The 14,752-nt window shown below is 68.8% G+C and carries 10 protein-coding genes and 2 pseudogenes; 9 read left to right on the plus strand and 3 right to left on the minus strand.

The window, feature by feature from the left end:
* The 3 genes and pseudogenes from ABZ664_RS20210 to ABZ664_RS20220 all read left to right on the plus strand — a co-directional run.
* The coding region (locus ABZ664_RS20210) for a hypothetical protein (RefSeq protein ID WP_362511688.1) at positions 1-1,592 on the plus strand (1,592 nt) is incomplete at its 5' end.
* 79 nt (positions 1,593-1,671) lie between these two features.
* The gene (gene rffA, locus ABZ664_RS20215; RefSeq protein WP_362511691.1) at positions 1,672-2,826 is read left to right on the plus strand and encodes a dTDP-4-amino-4,6-dideoxygalactose transaminase; all 1,155 of its coding nucleotides are present in this window, start codon (positions 1,672-1,674) and stop codon (positions 2,824-2,826) included.
* Positions 2,826-3,536 (plus strand): annotated as a pseudogene (locus ABZ664_RS20220) (GNAT family N-acetyltransferase); the annotation flags it as partial. The gene rffA and the pseudogene ABZ664_RS20220, both read left to right, overlap by 1 nt.
* Before the next feature lie 31 nt (positions 3,537-3,567).
* Here the strand turns inward: ABZ664_RS20220 and ABZ664_RS20225 are convergent.
* Positions 3,568-4,617 (minus strand): glycosyltransferase family 2 protein, encoded by a 1,050-nt coding sequence (locus tag ABZ664_RS20225; protein ID WP_362511694.1) that lies wholly within the window; start codon positions 4,615-4,617, stop codon positions 3,568-3,570.
* A gap of 35 nt (positions 4,618-4,652) precedes the next feature.
* Here ABZ664_RS20225 and ABZ664_RS20230 point away from each other — a divergent pair, with 35 nt between their 5' ends.
* The 3 genes from ABZ664_RS20230 (at position 4,653) to rfbB (ending at position 7,292) form a co-directional block, all read left to right on the plus strand.
* Positions 4,653-5,117, plus strand: a complete 465-nt coding sequence (locus ABZ664_RS20230; RefSeq protein ID WP_362511697.1) for a GtrA family protein — start codon at positions 4,653-4,655, stop codon at positions 5,115-5,117.
* A gap of 133 nt (positions 5,118-5,250) precedes the next feature.
* Positions 5,251-6,318 (plus strand): glucose-1-phosphate thymidylyltransferase, encoded by a 1,068-nt coding sequence (locus ABZ664_RS20235; RefSeq protein ID WP_362511700.1) that lies wholly within the window; start codon positions 5,251-5,253, stop codon positions 6,316-6,318.
* The gene (gene rfbB / locus ABZ664_RS20240; protein ID WP_362511703.1) at positions 6,315-7,292 is read left to right on the plus strand and encodes a dTDP-glucose 4,6-dehydratase; all 978 of its coding nucleotides are present in this window, start codon (positions 6,315-6,317) and stop codon (positions 7,290-7,292) included. Before ABZ664_RS20235 ends, rfbB begins: the two co-directional genes overlap by 4 nt.
* A 44-nt stretch (positions 7,293-7,336) precedes the next feature.
* On the opposite strand, the gene ABZ664_RS20245 is transcribed toward rfbB, so the two are convergent.
* Positions 7,337-9,442, minus strand: coding sequence for a DUF4082 domain-containing protein (locus ABZ664_RS20245; protein WP_362511706.1), 2,106 nt, complete (start codon positions 9,440-9,442; stop codon positions 7,337-7,339).
* A 645-nt stretch (positions 9,443-10,087) separates the two neighbouring features.
* Between ABZ664_RS20245 and ABZ664_RS20250 the strand changes: the two genes are divergently transcribed.
* Complete coding sequence (locus ABZ664_RS20250; RefSeq protein ID WP_362511709.1) at positions 10,088-11,347, plus strand: nucleotide sugar dehydrogenase; 1,260 nt, start codon at positions 10,088-10,090, stop codon at positions 11,345-11,347.
* A 189-nt stretch (positions 11,348-11,536) separates the two neighbouring features.
* On the opposite strand, the gene ABZ664_RS20255 is transcribed toward ABZ664_RS20250, so the two are convergent.
* Entirely contained in the window at positions 11,537-11,863 is a 327-nt protein-coding gene (locus ABZ664_RS20255) for a carboxymuconolactone decarboxylase family protein (RefSeq protein ID WP_362511712.1), read from the minus strand.
* 238 nt (positions 11,864-12,101) lie between these two features.
* On the opposite strand from ABZ664_RS20255, the pseudogene ABZ664_RS20260 reads away from it, so the two are divergent.
* Both ABZ664_RS20260 and ABZ664_RS20265 read left to right on the plus strand, forming a co-directional pair.
* Positions 12,102-12,767: pseudogene (locus ABZ664_RS20260) on the plus strand (BTAD domain-containing putative transcriptional regulator); the annotation flags it as partial.
* 595 nt (positions 12,768-13,362) lie between these two features.
* Positions 13,363-14,604, plus strand: a complete 1,242-nt coding sequence (locus tag ABZ664_RS20265) for a transposase (RefSeq protein WP_362511715.1) — start codon at positions 13,363-13,365, stop codon at positions 14,602-14,604.
* Positions 14,605-14,752 lie beyond the last annotated feature (148 nt).

The following is a 14,752-nucleotide window of genomic DNA, read 5'->3' on the forward strand; positions in this document are numbered from 1 at the left end:
TGCTCCCCATGATGTTCACCCTGACCATCCTCCTGGCCATGATCGCCCACCGCCTCACCCGCTCCCGCCCCGCCACACTCCTCGCCATCACGGGCACCGTGTTCATGACCGCCCCGAACCTCTACCTGGGGGTGAACCTCGGGATGTTCACCTGGAGAGGTTTCCAGTCCTGGACAGGCCCCACCCAGACCTTCGGGGCCCTCCTGTTCGCCCCGGTCGTCCTGCTGCTCGTCGACCTTCTTGAAGGACGGAGACGTGACGTCGGCAGATGGCTCCTGCTCGGCGTGTTCATGGTGGCGGTCATGGGAGCCAAGGCCACCCACCTTCCCCCGCTCGCCGCGGGACTGGCCGCCGTCGTCGGGGTCGAGGTGATCAGGCGGCGCCGGGTGCCGTGGCCCGCGCTCGTCACGCTCGGGATGACCGCGGCGTGCTCTCTCTTCGCGCAGGTAGTACTGTTCGGCGGTGCGAGTCAGGGGACGATGGTCGACCCCCTCTCCCTGCTGCGCCGGGCCTGGGGAGAGCTGACCGGCCACGTCGGCGCGGCCGAGCCGCCGCCGCTCTCGGTGCTCGGTGTCACGGGGCTGTACGCGCTGTGCCTGGCCGTCGCGTGGTGCGGGATCCTCGGGCTGCTGTGCAGGCCAAAACTGCTCCTGCGACCGGCGGTGGTCCTCCTGCTCGGCATGGGCGCCGCGTGTGTCGCCGCCGTGCTCCTGCTCGGGCACCCTCACCTCGGCCAGCTCTACTTCTTCGGGGCCTGCTATCCCTACATGATGATCGTCGCGGCCTACGGGCTCTCCGTCATCGTGCGACGGGCACGGATGCCGCTCAGGACGATCGCGTACGCGGTCGGCGCCGGTGTGATGACGGCCTACCTGATCCGCATGCTGTGCGACGTCAGGACCCCCCTGCCTCCTGGCCGGCCGGACACCGTGCTGTACCTGCCCTACGCCGCGCTACTGGCCGTCGTCGTGCTGGTGGCCGTCGCCCTGATGGCGACCGGGCGCGGCGGCCTGCGGGCCTGGGCCTTCATGCTTGTCGCGTTCGCGGCGGTCGGGCCGCCCGCCGCCTGGTTCACACGTGTTCTCCCGGGCGCGGAGAGCGTCCCGGTGGCCCGGACGTTCGGGGAGGTCCCGCCGGTGGCGGTTCAGGCGGTTCCCGAGGGTGCCCTGGAGGCCGGTCGGTGGCTGCGCGACCACTCGGATCCGGACGACCTGGTCGCCACGAACGCGCACTGCCGCTGGGGGTACGAGAACCCGTGCGACAGCCGTCAGTTCTGGGTGGCCGCCCTGTCGGAGCGGCGGGTGCTGGTCGAGGGATGGACCTACACCGCGGCGAACATGAGCCGCTGGCGACCGGGGTCCCTGCCGGAGTACCTGCCGTTCTGGGACGGTGAGCGGCTCGCCCTCAACGACGCCGCCTTCCGGACCCCCTCGGCGGCCACGATCGGGCGGCTGCGCGAGCGCTACGGGGTGCGCTGGCTCTTCGTCGACGAGCGCCGCACCGGACCGGCCTCCGGGATCGAGGACTTCGCCGAACTCCGGTTCCGCTCCGGCGACTGCGCCGTCTACCGGATCCCGGACGGATCGGCGTGACCTAAGACTTGCGTAATGGATCGCCAAGTAACGACGGCGCGACGCGTGTCGGCCGGTACTTTCGTTGTTCACTTCGGCCGTGAACGCAACCGACCTGAAGACGATCCCCTTCAACAGGACGCACATCTCGGTGAACGAGCTGGACTACCTGGGGGAGGCCGTGCGCCGGCGATCCACCTGCGGAGACGGGCCGTTCACCCGGCGGGCCGCGGAGATCCTCGGAAAGATCACCGGGGCGGGCCAGGTGCTGCTGACCACCTCCTGCACGCACGCGCTGGAGATGTCGGCGATCCTCCTGGATCTCCGGGCTGGCGATGAGGTGATCATGCCGTCGTTCACCTTCACGTCGACGGCCAACGCCTATGCGCTGCGCGGGGCGGTCCCGGTCTTCGTCGACTGCAGGCCCGACACCCTCAACGTGGACGAGCGGCTGATCGAAGCGGCGATCACCGATCGCACGCGGGCCGTCGTGGTCGTCCACTACGCGGGCATCGCGTGCGCGATGGAGGAGATCGCCGAACTCTGCGACCGGCACGGCCTCACCCTCATCGAGGACAACGCCCACGGCCTGGGCGGGTCCTATCGAGGCCGGCCGCTCGGATCGTTCGGCAGCATGGCCGCGCAGAGCTTCCACGAGACGAAGAACGTGCAGTGCGGGGAGGGCGGCGCGCTGCTGCTGAACGACGCCGGTCTCGTCGCGCGCGCCGAGGTCATCCGGGAGAAGGGCAGCGACCGCAGCCGGTTCTTCCGCGGTCAGGTCGACAAGTACCGATGGGTCGACATCGGCTCCAGCTACCTGCTGTCCGACGTCCTGGCCTCACAGCTGACCTCGCAGCTGGAGTCGTTCCACGAGATCCAGTCCCGGCGCCACGCCGTCTGGTACCGGTACCACGAGGAGTTGGCGGACTGGGCGAGGGGGAACGGGATCTCCCGGCCGACGATCCCCGACGGCTGCGCGCATCCGGCGCACCTGTACTACCTGCTGTTCCCGGATCTGGAGAACCGCCGGGCCTTCATCGACCATCTCCGGGGGGAAGGCGTGCAGGCGACGTTCCACTACCAGCCCCTGCACGCCGCGCCCGCAGGGGTGAGGTTCGGTCGCGTGGCCCCGGGGGGCTGCCCGGTCGCGGACAGGGTCGCCGACCGCCTCGTGCGGCTGCCGCTCTACGCCGACCTGGACGAGACGGGCGTGGCGCGAGTGATCGACGCCGTCCGGTCCTACGAGGTGAGCTGATGGCCTGGCGCGACGTGATCGAGGCGCGGGCCGTACGGGCAGTGGAGTCGCCGCTGGAATCGGCCAGGTTCGGATGTTCCGTGGAGCGCCTCACCGTCCCCGTGGAGTCCGGGGCGCCGTTCTCCGCGGTCCGCGAGGCGCTCCTGGGGTCGGTCGCGGACGTCGTCGTGCTCCGGTATCCGGCGGAACACGTCGGCTGGTTCGCGAAGCTGACCGCGTTCGGCCGGACCGCGGTGTTCGCGGACTCCCTCGTGTACTGGCGCCTGCGTGCGGGAGAGGGACGCGGGCCTGCTCCGTCGCCCGGGCTGCGGACGTCGGAGCCGGCCGGTCCCGCCGCGGTGGAGGCGCTGGTCTCCGACATCTTCGGCGTGTACGGGAACCACTATCTGGCCAATCCGCTGTTCGACGCGGCCGAGGCCCTGGCGGGCTACCGGGAATGGGCACTGAGGTCGTCCGCGGAGGGGGAGTGCCTGACACTGGAGGATCGAGGCGCGGGAGTGGAGGGGCCCCGCCTGCTCGGGCTGGCCACGTTGGAGCAGGACGGTCCCCGGACGGAGATCCTCCTGGCCGGAGTGGTCTCCGGCTCACAGGGGCGTGGTCTCTACGCCCACCTGCTCAGGGCCGTCGAGGAGCGCGCGCTGGCGCGTGGCGCGGCGGAGGTCGTCATCTCCACCCAGGGACACAACACGCGGGTGCAGAGGGCATGGGCGAGGTACGGATTCGAGCCCGTTCAGACCCTCCTCACCGTTCATCTGGTCCGGAGCCGGCTCCTGCGCGTGCGGGAACGCCAGGGCCGCCGGGCCGCTGGGGAAGATCGGCGGCGGACGACCCGACGCGCTCGCGCACCACGTACGTCGGACGGCCCATGCCGTTTCCGTGAATGCGGCCGATGTACTCACCGAGGACTCCGATGGACACCAGCTGGGCGGAGGAGAAGAGTGCGACCATCGAGGCGACGGTGGTGAACCCGGCCACCGTGGTGTCGCCCGCGGCGAAACGCCACAGGACGGCGCCCCCCAGCAGCAGGCCGATCATACCGACGAGGAATCCGAGATAGCTCGCCGCGCGGAGCGGAGCGGTGCTGTAACCGAGAAGCATGTTCATCGCGTGCCCGACCAGCAGGCGCGGCGTGTAGTTCGATCGCCCGTGGTCGCGCTCGTTCATGCGCACGCCGACGGAGCCCACCTGCGTGGTGGCCCATGACAGGGCCACGTCGACCGACGCGTGCGGTCCCGACAGGCCCTCGAACCCGTCGCGCATGTGCGTGCGCAGGGCCCGGAAGGCGCTGATCGTACGCGCGGTGCGGATGCCCAGCGCGCCGGCCATGGCGGCCTTGACCGACCGGGACGCGAGACTTCGCAGGAACCCGTGCTCCTCGTCGTGCGGGACGCCGTACACCAGGTCGAGGCGGTCGCCTTCGAGCGCGGCCAGGAGGAGGGGAATCTGCTCGGGGGGATGTTGCAGGTCGTCGTCCATGGTGACGACGACCTCGAACGCCGCCTCCCTGATGCCGGCGACCAGCGCGTTGTGCTGCCCGTAGTTCCGGGACAGGCGGATCGCCCGGACGGCGTCGACCCGGCGGGCCAGCTCCGCGGCGGTCTCCCACGTGTCGTCCGGGCTTCCGTCGACGACGAGGATCACCTCGTGCCGGACGGCCAGGCCGTGAAGGACCGGCATGAGCCTGTCCACCAGCGCCGGAAGGGTCCGCGCTGAGCGGTAACACGGAATAATCACCGACACCGACATTGATCCCCCGATTATTTCTTGTCGCCCACTACAATCCTGTTTCATCCCAATGTCTGACCACGATCCGGAGCGGCCGTCACATGGTTGAAGTCGAAGGTGGAACCGTCCGTGACAATAACCCGCATTTCGGGCGGCCGGCTGTGATCTCGGCCTTTGGTGGCCACCGCATCACATATCTGTTCGCCGGCGCCATGACGGCTATGGTCTATTACGTTCTCCTCGGCTTAGGATTGCTGGCCTTTGAAGATGGCGTTCCCTATCTTTTCCTGGTCGTGGTCAGTCACCTGATGACCGTGGCGATCGTCTACCCCTGGTACAGGCTGGTGGTCTTCCGCGACTCCGGGTACTCCTGGCCGGCGGGCTACCTGCGGTTCTACGTGGTCGGGCTGAGCTTCCTCGCGGCGTCCGTCATCGGGGTCCCGCTTCTGGTGGAACTCGCCGGGGTCCCGATCATGGTGGCCCAGGGGATGGTGATAGTGACGAGTCCGCCGCTGAGCTACGCGATAAACCGGGCGTGGGTGTTCCGTGACCGAGGAAAAGTGTGAAATCGGCAATACGCCGTACGCTCTTCAGTAAAGGTGTGAGCCGGTGAAGAGGCGTCGATTTCGGGTTCCTGTAAAATCGGGCGGACATGTGGCCACACGGTCATGTGTTCTTCGCGGAAGGACTCGAAGAGCGTTGAAGGCACTCGTTCTGGCGGGCGGTAAGGGAACGAGGTTACGCCCGCTGACCCATACCTCGGCGAAACAACTGGTCCCGGTCGCCAACAAACCGGTGCTCTATTACGGGCTTGAGGCGATCCGGCAGGCCGGCATCACCGACGTGGGCATCGTCGTCGGCGACACGGGCCACGAGATCCGGGACGCCGTGGGCGACGGCTCGCGGTTCGGGCTGGACGTCACGTACATCCCCCAGGAGGCTCCCCTCGGGCTGGCGCACTGCGTCCTGATCGCCAGGGAGTTCCTCGCCGACGAACCGTTCGTGATGTATCTGGGGGACAACTTCCTGGTGGACGGCATCACCGATCTGGTGGACGCCTTCCGCCTGGCCGACCACGACGCGCAGATCCTGCTCACCAGGGTCGCCGAACCGCAGTTCTACGGAGTGGCCGAGATAGGGCCGGAAGGCGAGATCCTCGGGCTGGAGGAGAAGCCGGAGCACCCGCGCAGCGACCTCGCGATCGTCGGGGTCTACATCTTCTCCCCGGCGATCCACGAGGCGGTCCGGGCGATCACCCCGTCGGCGCGCGGCGAGCTGGAGATCACGGACGCCGTCGCGTGGCTCCTCGACAACGGCTTCCGCGTCCACTCGCATCTTGTGAGTGGTTACTGGAAGGACACCGGGCGCCTCCAGGACATGCTGGAGTGCAACCGCATCGTCCTCGAACGCGTCGAGCCCGACATCAGGGGCGTCGTGGACGACCTGAGTGAGATCACCGGGCGGGTCGTCGTCGAGCCGGGCGCGGTGGTGGAGAACTCGATCCTTCGCGGTCCGATCGTGATCGGCGCGGACACCAAGATCTTCTCCTCCTATGTCGGCCCCTTCACCTCGATCGGCTCCGGCTGCCTGGTCGGCAGCGCCGAGATCGAATACTCCATCGTGCTCGACGGCTCCTCCGTGCAGGGCGTCTCGCGCATCGCGCACTCCCTGATCGGGCGCAGCGTCGAGGTCAGCCGCGCGGCCGGCGTCTCCAACACCCACGAGCTCATGGTGGGCGACCACAGCAGGATCCAGGTGCGCGCGTGAGAGTCCTCGTCACCGGCGGAGCCGGGTTCATCGGGTCCCACTACGTCAGGTCCCTGCTGCTCGGCTCCTGGCCCGGCTGCGAGGGCACACGGGTCACCGTTCTGGACAAGCTCACCTACGCGGGCAACCTCGCCAACCTCGCCCCCCTCGACGGCCACCCCGGTTACGCGTTCGTGCGGGGCGACATCACCGACGCGCGGCTCCTCGCGGACGTCGTCCCCGGCCACGACGTGGTCGTGAACTTCGCGGCGGAGAGCCACGTCGACCGGTCCATCGCCGGCGCGGGCGACTTCGTGACGACGAACGTGCTGGGGACACAGCGACTTCTCCAGGCCGCGCTGGAGGGCGAAGTCCGCACGTTCCTTCAGGTCTCCACCGACGAGGTGTACGGCTCGATCGAGGAGGGGTCCTGGAGCGAGAGCGAACCGCCGCTGCCGAACTCGCCCTACTCGGCGGCGAAGGCGGGCGGCGACATGCTTTGCCGCGCCTACCACCGCACCCACGGGCTTGACGTCCGGGTGACCCGCTGTTCCAACAACTACGGCCCCTACCAGCATCCCGAGAAGATGATCCCGCTCTTCGTCACCAACCTCCTCGGCGGCGAGAAGGTCCCGCTCTACGGTGACGGGCTCAACGTGCGCGACTGGCTGCACGTCGACGACCACTGCAGGGGCATCCAGACGGTGCTGGAGAAGGGGGCGCCCGGCGAGGTCTACAACATCGGCGGCGGCGTCGAGTTGACCAACCGGGAGCTGACCGGGCGGCTGCTGGCCGCGCTCGGCACGGGCTGGGAGGCGGTCGAGCCGGTGGCCGACCGGCTCGGGCACGACCGCCGCTACTCCGTCGACTGGACGAAGATCCGGGCCATCGGCTACGAGCCTCGCAAGGACTTCGGCGACGGCCTGGCCGAGGTGATCCGGTGGTATCGGGACAACCCGCGGTGGTGGCGTCCGCTCAAGGAGCGGACGCCCTGACACCGGACCCGTGCCACGGGGGCACCGGTCACGCGAGCATCGTGTCAGCTGTGGAAGATCGGGTCGACCCAGTAGTTCGTCGCCTGGTAGTTGCTCGTCGGGAAGATGTTGTTCGCGTTGTAGGTGAAGACACCGTTGCCGCCCACGGCGCCGTCGGCCAGGGCGGTGAGGGCGCCGTTGACGTACTGAGAGGTGAAGTACGGGCGGTCCGTCGAGTAGTTGCCGGATGTGGTGTGGTAGGACGCGACGTAGGTGGTGCCGCCGGTGACGTCGACGGGCTGTGAGAAGTTCACCTGCTGCCAGCCGGTGGCGCTCTCGCCTGAGAACACGGCGCTGGCCAGGAGTGTGCCGTCGATCCCCCACAGGCTGGCGGTGTGGACGCCGGTGTTCTGCGGGCCCTTGTAGAACCGGATCCCGCTCACCTTCCCGTTCGTCGCCGCCTTGAACTTGACACCGAGGGCGATCCCCTGCGGATCGGGTTGCGACGGGACGCTGGGCACCGCCACCCTGTCCCACAGGCTGTCCGTCGGGATGAACACGACGTCCACCCAGTAGTTCGTCAGCTGGTAGCTGCTGGCCGGAAAGGCGTTCGCCGCCCCGTAGGTGTAGACGCCGTTGCCGCCTCCCGTGCCGTTGGCGAGGGCGGTGAGCAGGCCGTTGACGTACGCGGAGGTGAAGTAGGGGCGGGTCGTCGCGTAGCGGCCGACCGGAGCGTAGTACGAGGCGATGTAGGTGGTGTTGGCGGTGATCGCCACCGGTGTCGAGAAGCTGACCTCCTGCCAGCCGGTGGCGGTCTCGCCGGTGAAGGTGGCGCTGGCCAGGAGGGTGCCGCCACTCGTCCACAGGCTGCCGATGTGGGTGCCGGTGTTCTGCGGGCCCTTGTAGAACCGGATGCCGGTCACGGTCCCGCTCGTCGCCGCCCTGAACTTGACGCCGAGGGTGACCCCTTGCGCGTCGGGGTACGCGGGGACCGCGGGCACCCCGGCGCTGTTCCACAGGCTGTCCGAGATGGTCTGGATGACGGGTGGTGACGTGCTCGGCGCGAAGTGGATCAAAGCCTCGTTGTCGAAGGTGTCCCCTCCGAGATAGACGGCGACGATGCTGTGATCTCCCCCGGAGAGATCGGAGACCGTGATCCTGGCGGGGATGCCATCGGTCTGAAAGGCCGAACCGAGGACCGTCGAGCCGTCCTTGAAGACCACTTCGCCGGCGGGGACGACCGTACCGCTGACCTGGTGCACCGCCGCCGTCAGGGTGACCGGGTCCCCTCTCCAGGCGGGGTCGGCCGAGGAGGTCAGGGTCGTGGTGGTCGGCGGGTCGTTCGGTACGGTGACGCGGGTGAACGGCAGGCTACCGGTGCCCTGAATGGCGGCCGTGCCGTTGAGCGCGAAGACGCGGCCGTTGACGTTGGCCCCGCTGCCGATCGCGACCGTGCCCTGCGCCAGGATGTTGCCGCGGAAGGTGCAGTACGTGCCCAGCGTCGCCGAGCCGCTGATCTGCCAGAAGAGGTTGTCGGCCTGGGCTCCGCGCTGGAGGCTGATGTTGCTGATGTTCGCCGCGTCGAGGCTGGAGGCCTGGAAGATGAAGACGGCGTTCGGGTCGCCCTGCGCGTCGAGGGCGAGCGTCCCGCTGATCGAGAAACTCCCGGTGACGGAGTTGTAGACACCCGGCCCCTTGGTCGTCCCGCCCAGCTGGGCGGCCACCGTGGCGTCGGGCGTGCGCCCGGCGGCGTCGTTGTAGGCGCCGGTCGCGTCGGCCTTGGCCTGCGCCGCGGTGGCGTTTCCTATCTGTTTGGTCCCCGAGACCGTGCCGGGCGGGAAGCCGGTCACCGCGGTTCCCGGGCTCACCCCCAGGTTGCCGGTGACCGTCGTGGAGTTCACGTTGGTGACCGCGGCCGCCAGCACCCCGAACGGCGCGGCGCTGCCGATGTTCACCGGATCGGCCGCGCTCGCGCCGCCGGGGGTGCCGGCGACCGCGCCCATCGCGAGGACGGCTGCCACGGCCGCCTTCAAAAGGACGCGGCCGGCGGAACCCCGCGGGCGGGGCGGGCGGAGCCGGAGGAGCGGCCGGCTCCGGGCCCCTCCGGTGTCGATCATGGTCGCGGTCGTGCCGGCCGTCTGGTCGAGCGCGTCGCGAACGGTTTTGGACATGCGACACAACTCCTCACTGATCTCGTGATGCGTCAGACGTCCGGTGTTGCCCGTCGCCTGTGATCTGTCATGAATGAAAAATTGAGCTTTTTGTCGAGCCCCTTGTGATTTATTGCATTAATCGCGAGAGGCGACTAGAGGTGGATGTTGAGAGAAATTGTCGGATTATCGTCACGTCACTGAAAAGGTGTCACGTAACACGCTGACGACTCTGCCGTGGCGGTTGGCGTGCGCGGGCTCGCGTGCGGCAGGGAAAAGCGCATGTTGGTGTGCGGCTGATGGAAAATTTACTCACTAATACTTCCGAATATTGCCTATTTTCAACGTTAAAATGGCATCAGTCCTGTTTGAAGGAGTCTCCGAGAGCGGGTGGAGGTGGTCCGGTTTCGTCCCCGTACCCGCTCGTCCCTCCCGTCGGCACTCCACAGTATGGGCATAAAATATATAAAATTATGTTTGAAATGATTGTGTAGTTTTTCAAGGTTTTGGTGCTGTTATCGGCGGCCGACCCGGCCTGGTGCGCGGGGTTTGAGCGGCCCCGGACTCTGGGCGACACGCCCGGAAGATGGTGGGATCGGCGGTGCGGGAAAGCGGGACTCTTACAGTCGAGGTTGTGTCTTGTCCCGAATCGACGGGGGTTCTGCCGTGAAAGAGAAATTGGTTGTGATCGGCCAGGGGTATGTCGGCCTGCCACTTGCGATGGGGGCCGTCACGGCGGGCTTCGACGTCGTGGGAATCGATCTGGACGAGTGGCGGGTCAAGCGCCTCAACGCCGCCGAGTCATACGTCGAGGACGTCGACGACGAGACGCTGGCCCTGGCCCACCGGTCCGGCCGATACCTGGCCGGCGCCGACTACGCCGCCGCCGAGGGGTTCGACGTCTGCGTGATAACCGTGCCGACGCCTTTGCGCGAGGGCGTTCCCGACCTGCGCCACATCGGCGCGGCGGGGGAGTCGCTCGCCCCGCTGCTGCGGCGGGGCGCCACGGTGGTTCTGGAGTCCACCACCTATCCGGGGACCACCGAGGAGTATCTACTGCCGCTGCTGGAGGAGGGCTCAGGGCTGCGGGCACCACAGGACTTCCATCTGGGCTACAGCCCCGAGCGAATCGACCCGGGCAACGCGCGCTGGCGCCTGAAGAACACGCCGAAGGTCGTCTCCGGGATCGACGGGACGTCCCTGGAGAGGGTCGAGGCGTTCTACGCGAGGATAGTGGACGAGGTGGTCCCGGTCTCCTCGCCGCAGGTGGCCGAGCTGTGCAAGCTCCTGGAGAACACCTTCAGGCACGTCAACATCGCCCTCGTGAACGAACTCTCGATCTTCGCCGAGCAACTCGGCATCGACGTCTGGGAGGCCATCGACGCCGCCTCCACCAAGCCGTTCGGATATATGCGCTTCACCCCCGGGCCCGGCGTCGGCGGGCACTGCCTGCCGATCGACCCCTCATACCTGTCGTGGAAGGTCAAGCGCAGCCTGGGGCACAACTTCCAGTTCGTGGAGCTGGCCAACGACATCAACGACCACATGCCGGACCATGTCGTGCGCCGGATCGGACTCGCGCTGAACCGGTTGCGCAAGCCGGTCAACGGCAGCCGGGTGCTCGCGCTCGGCCTCGCGTACAAGAAGAACGCCGGAGACTGCCGCGAGTCACCCGCGATCGACGTGGTCAGGGGTCTTCGCAAGCTGGGCGCGGACGTGCGAGCCGCCGACCCGCACGTGGACTGCTTTTTGCTGCCGCAGGGCATCGAGGTCGTCGCGTTCTCCGAGCGGGAGCTGGCGGCGGCGGACGCGGTGGTGGTCCTCACCGACCACGACTGCTTCGACTACGAGCTCGTCCAGCGGGCGAGCGCCCTCGTCTTCGACACCCGCAACCGCTGCCGGGGACCGAACGTCGAGAGGTTGTGACCTCGGGAGAGACGGTGACCTCGCGCCGCGGGGCGTCCCGGCGGCCGCGGGGACGCCCCGCGCCGGGTGGCCGCGATCCGACGGGGTGGGGGAGCGGTGGGCCCGGCCGGGGGCGGTTGCGCCGGAGGGGCGGGACCTCATGACGCGGGCGATCGGGTTTCGAGCGCCATCGCCGACGCGGAGCACGAGTCAGGACCTCATGACGCGGGCGATCAGCTCCTCGACCTGGTCGTTGAGCCTGCCGCCCCGGGGCCATCCCGCGTAGTGGGTGAGGAAGACGACGATCTCGCGGAGCTCCTCGGGGGTGAGGTCGCCGGTCCGCAGCGCCGTGTCCAGCTGGAGGCCGACGTCCTCGTTCATGCCCTGGCCGACGAGCAGGCCGATCAGCAGCATGCGCCGGTCGCGGTTCGAGATTCCCTGCCGGGACCACACCTCGGCGAAGAGGTTCTCGATGGTCACCCCGAAGAGGTCGCCGGGTTCGTTCTCACCGTGTTCCCAGCCGTAGACCTGTCTCATCGAATACCTCCATGTGGAAGCCCCCCGGCAGCCGTTCCCCGGCGGGAGCGGCCAGTGGAGTCCCTACCCCGCCTGCCCCCGCCGCTTCCGGTCTCAAGGAAAGATCTTTTTTCCCTAAAGTCCAGACATGTAGATGTATTTCGTATCGGTGGCCATCCCGCGTTACACGCGCGGGTTCCGATCGGCGGTGGGCGGGATGCCACGATAATCGGGATATGCGGTTCGACCGGAGCTGGAGCTGGGCCGCCACCGCGAGCTCGTCGCCGAGTTGCAGGGGCTGACCGCCGCCCACCCCTTCAGGGAACGGTTGTACGGGCAGTTGATGCGCGCCCTGTACGGCTCGGGCAGGCAGGCCGAGGCCCTGGGGGTGTACGAGGGGGCCAGGCGGGTTCTCGGTGAGGAGTTCGGGGTGGACCCGTCGGCGGAGCTGGCCGCCGTGCACCTGGCGGTGCTCAGGGCCGACCCCGCCCTCATCGGCGTCCCCGCAGCCGGTGCCGCCGACGCGGGCGGAGGCGCCGCGCCCGTCAGGTCGGGCCTGCGGGCCCCGCTGACTAGTTTTTTCGGCAGAAAGGAGGAGATGTCCAGGCTCCACGCGCTGCTCGGCGAGGCGAGACTGGTCACCCTCGTCGGTCCCGGTGGCGCGGGCAAGACCCGGCTGGCCGGCGAGGTCGCCGCGAAGGAGCCCGGCGACGTGTGCTTCGTGGAACTGGCCGCCGTCTTCGGCGCGGGAGAGGCGGTCCAGGCCGTACTCGGCGCGCTGGGTGTCCGCGACGCCGGTCTGCTCCCCGGACGCCCGGTTCCGGCACCCCTGGACAGGCTGGTCGCGGTGCTGGCCGACCGGCCCGTGCTGCTCGTGCTGGACAACTGCGAGCACCTGGTCGCGGAGGTCGCCGAGCTCGCCGGCCACCTGCTCGCCGCCTGCCCGGGGCTGCGTGTCCTGGCGACCGGCAGGGAGGCGCTCGGTATCACCGGGGAGGTGCTCCACCCCGTCGCGCCGCTGCCGGTGCCGAGGGCGGGCACCGGTGCCGAAGAGGCCCTCGCCTACCCCGCCGTGCGGCTCTTCGCCGACAGGGCGGCGGCCGTGCGTCCCGGTTTCCGCGTCGACGACGCCAACGTCGAGCAGGTGCTGGGCATCTGCCGTGCCCTGGACGGCCTGCCGCTCGCGCTGGAACTCGCCGCGGCGCGCCTGCGCTCCCTGCCGGTGGCCGAGGTGGCCTCCCGGCTGGGCGACCGGTTCCGGCTGCTGTCGCGCGGCAGCCGCACCGCGCTGCCCCGGCACCAGACGCTGCGCGCCGTGGTCGCCTGGAGTTGGGACCTGCTCGACGACGACGAGCGGTCGCTCGCGGGGCGGCTCACCGTCTTCGCGGGCGGCGCCACGCTGGAGGCGGCCGCCCGGGTGTGCGGGCCGAGCGAGGAGGAGGCCGTCGACCTGCTGAGTTCCCTCGCGGAGTTGTCGAACACTCATGCGTTCGGCCAGAGCTCATGGAACCATGAGGGCCGTGCAGCTTCGTTACCGGTATCGGCTCTATCCGGACGCCGTTCAGTGCCAGGCGCTGGCGCGGGCGTTCGGGTGCGCGCCGGTGGTGTTCAACGACGGGCTGCGCGCCCGTCAGGACGCCCACCGGGCGGGGTTGGCTTATGTCTGCGACGCGGAGTTGTCCCGGCGTCTGAGCGTCGCGAAGGCGACGCCGGAGCGGGCGTGGCTGGGCGAGGTGTCCAGCGTGGTTCTTCAGCAGGCTTTGGCCGACCTGAACGCCGCCTACCGCAACTTCTTCGCCTCCATCACCGGTAAGCGCCAGGGGCCGAAGGTCGGCCCGCCCCGGTTCCGATCACGCAAGGATGCCCGCCAGGCGATCCGGTTCACCCGCAACGCCCGCTTCGCCGTCACGGCGGGCGGGAGGTTGCGCCTGCCGAAGATCGGTGAGGTGGTGGTGCGCTGGTCGCGCCCGCTGCCCGCCGAGCCGTCGTCGGTGACGGTGATCAAGGATGCGGCCGGGCGGTACTTCGCCTCGTTCGCGGTCGAGACCGGTGATGAGCCGCTGCCCGAGACGACGTCCGAGGTCGGCGTGGATTTGGGTCTCACTCATTTCGCGGTGTTGCCGGACGGCCGGAAGATCGACAACCCGCGTCTCCTGCGCCGGGCGGCCAAGAGGCTCCGTAAGGCGCAAAAGGCCCTGAGTCGTACGGTGAAGGGGTCGGCCAACCGCGCCAAGGCCGTTGTCAAGGTCGCCCGTGCGCATGTCCGGGTGGCCGATGCGCGCCGGGACTTCGCCCACAAGCTCTCCACCCAGTTGATCGGTGACAACCAAGCCGTCTACGTGGAGGATCTGTCGGTCAAGGGACTGGCCCGCACCCGGCTGGCCAGGTCGGTGCACGACGTGGGCTGGTCGCAGTTCGTGAACATGCTGGAGTACAAGGCGAAGCGGTACGGGCGGACCTTCGCCAAGGTCGGCCGGTGGTTCCCCTCCTCCAAGCGGTGCTCGCAGTGCGCGGCTGTGGCCACCGCTCTGCCGCTGAACGTCCGATCGTGGATGTGCCCGTGTGGGGCGGTCCATGACCGTGACGTCAACGCCGCACGCAACATTTTGATCGAGGGTCGACGGGCCGTCGCCGCTGGACGGAAACCCGCCGCCGACAGGCGGCGGGAGGCGGAGACGTTAAACGCCTGTGGAGGTGACGTAAGACCACCGCTCGCGGTGGCCGACGCCGATGAAGCAGGTAGCCACAGAGGTGCCGCGTGACGCGGCACGGACTGAATCCCCGGCCCTTCAGGCCGGGGAGCGCGTCAACGGATGCTGGAGACCATCCGCGCGTACTGCGCCGAACGGCTGGCCGAGACCGGTGAGACCAAGACGCGCCGCGAGGCGTACACCGCGTACTACGCGGACC

Origin of the sequence: Streptosporangium sp. NPDC006930, from assembly GCF_040635605.1 — a bacterium.
Classification (GTDB): domain Bacteria; phylum Actinomycetota; class Actinomycetes; order Streptosporangiales; family Streptosporangiaceae; genus Streptosporangium.

Excerpts from the sequence above, each read along its gene's own strand:
- ABZ664_RS20225 (WP_362511694.1), bottom strand. The coding sequence starts at position 4,617 with ATGAAACAGGATTGTAGTGGGCGACAAGAAATAATCGGGGGATCAATG.
- ABZ664_RS20230 (WP_362511697.1), top strand. The coding sequence starts at position 4,653 with ATGGTTGAAGTCGAAGGTGGAACCGTCCGTGACAATAACCCGCATTTC.
- ABZ664_RS20245 (WP_362511706.1), bottom strand. The coding sequence starts at position 9,442 with ATGTCCAAAACCGTTCGCGACGCGCTCGACCAGACGGCCGGCACGACC.
- ABZ664_RS20255 (WP_362511712.1), bottom strand. The coding sequence starts at position 11,863 with ATGAGACAGGTCTACGGCTGGGAACACGGTGAGAACGAACCCGGCGAC.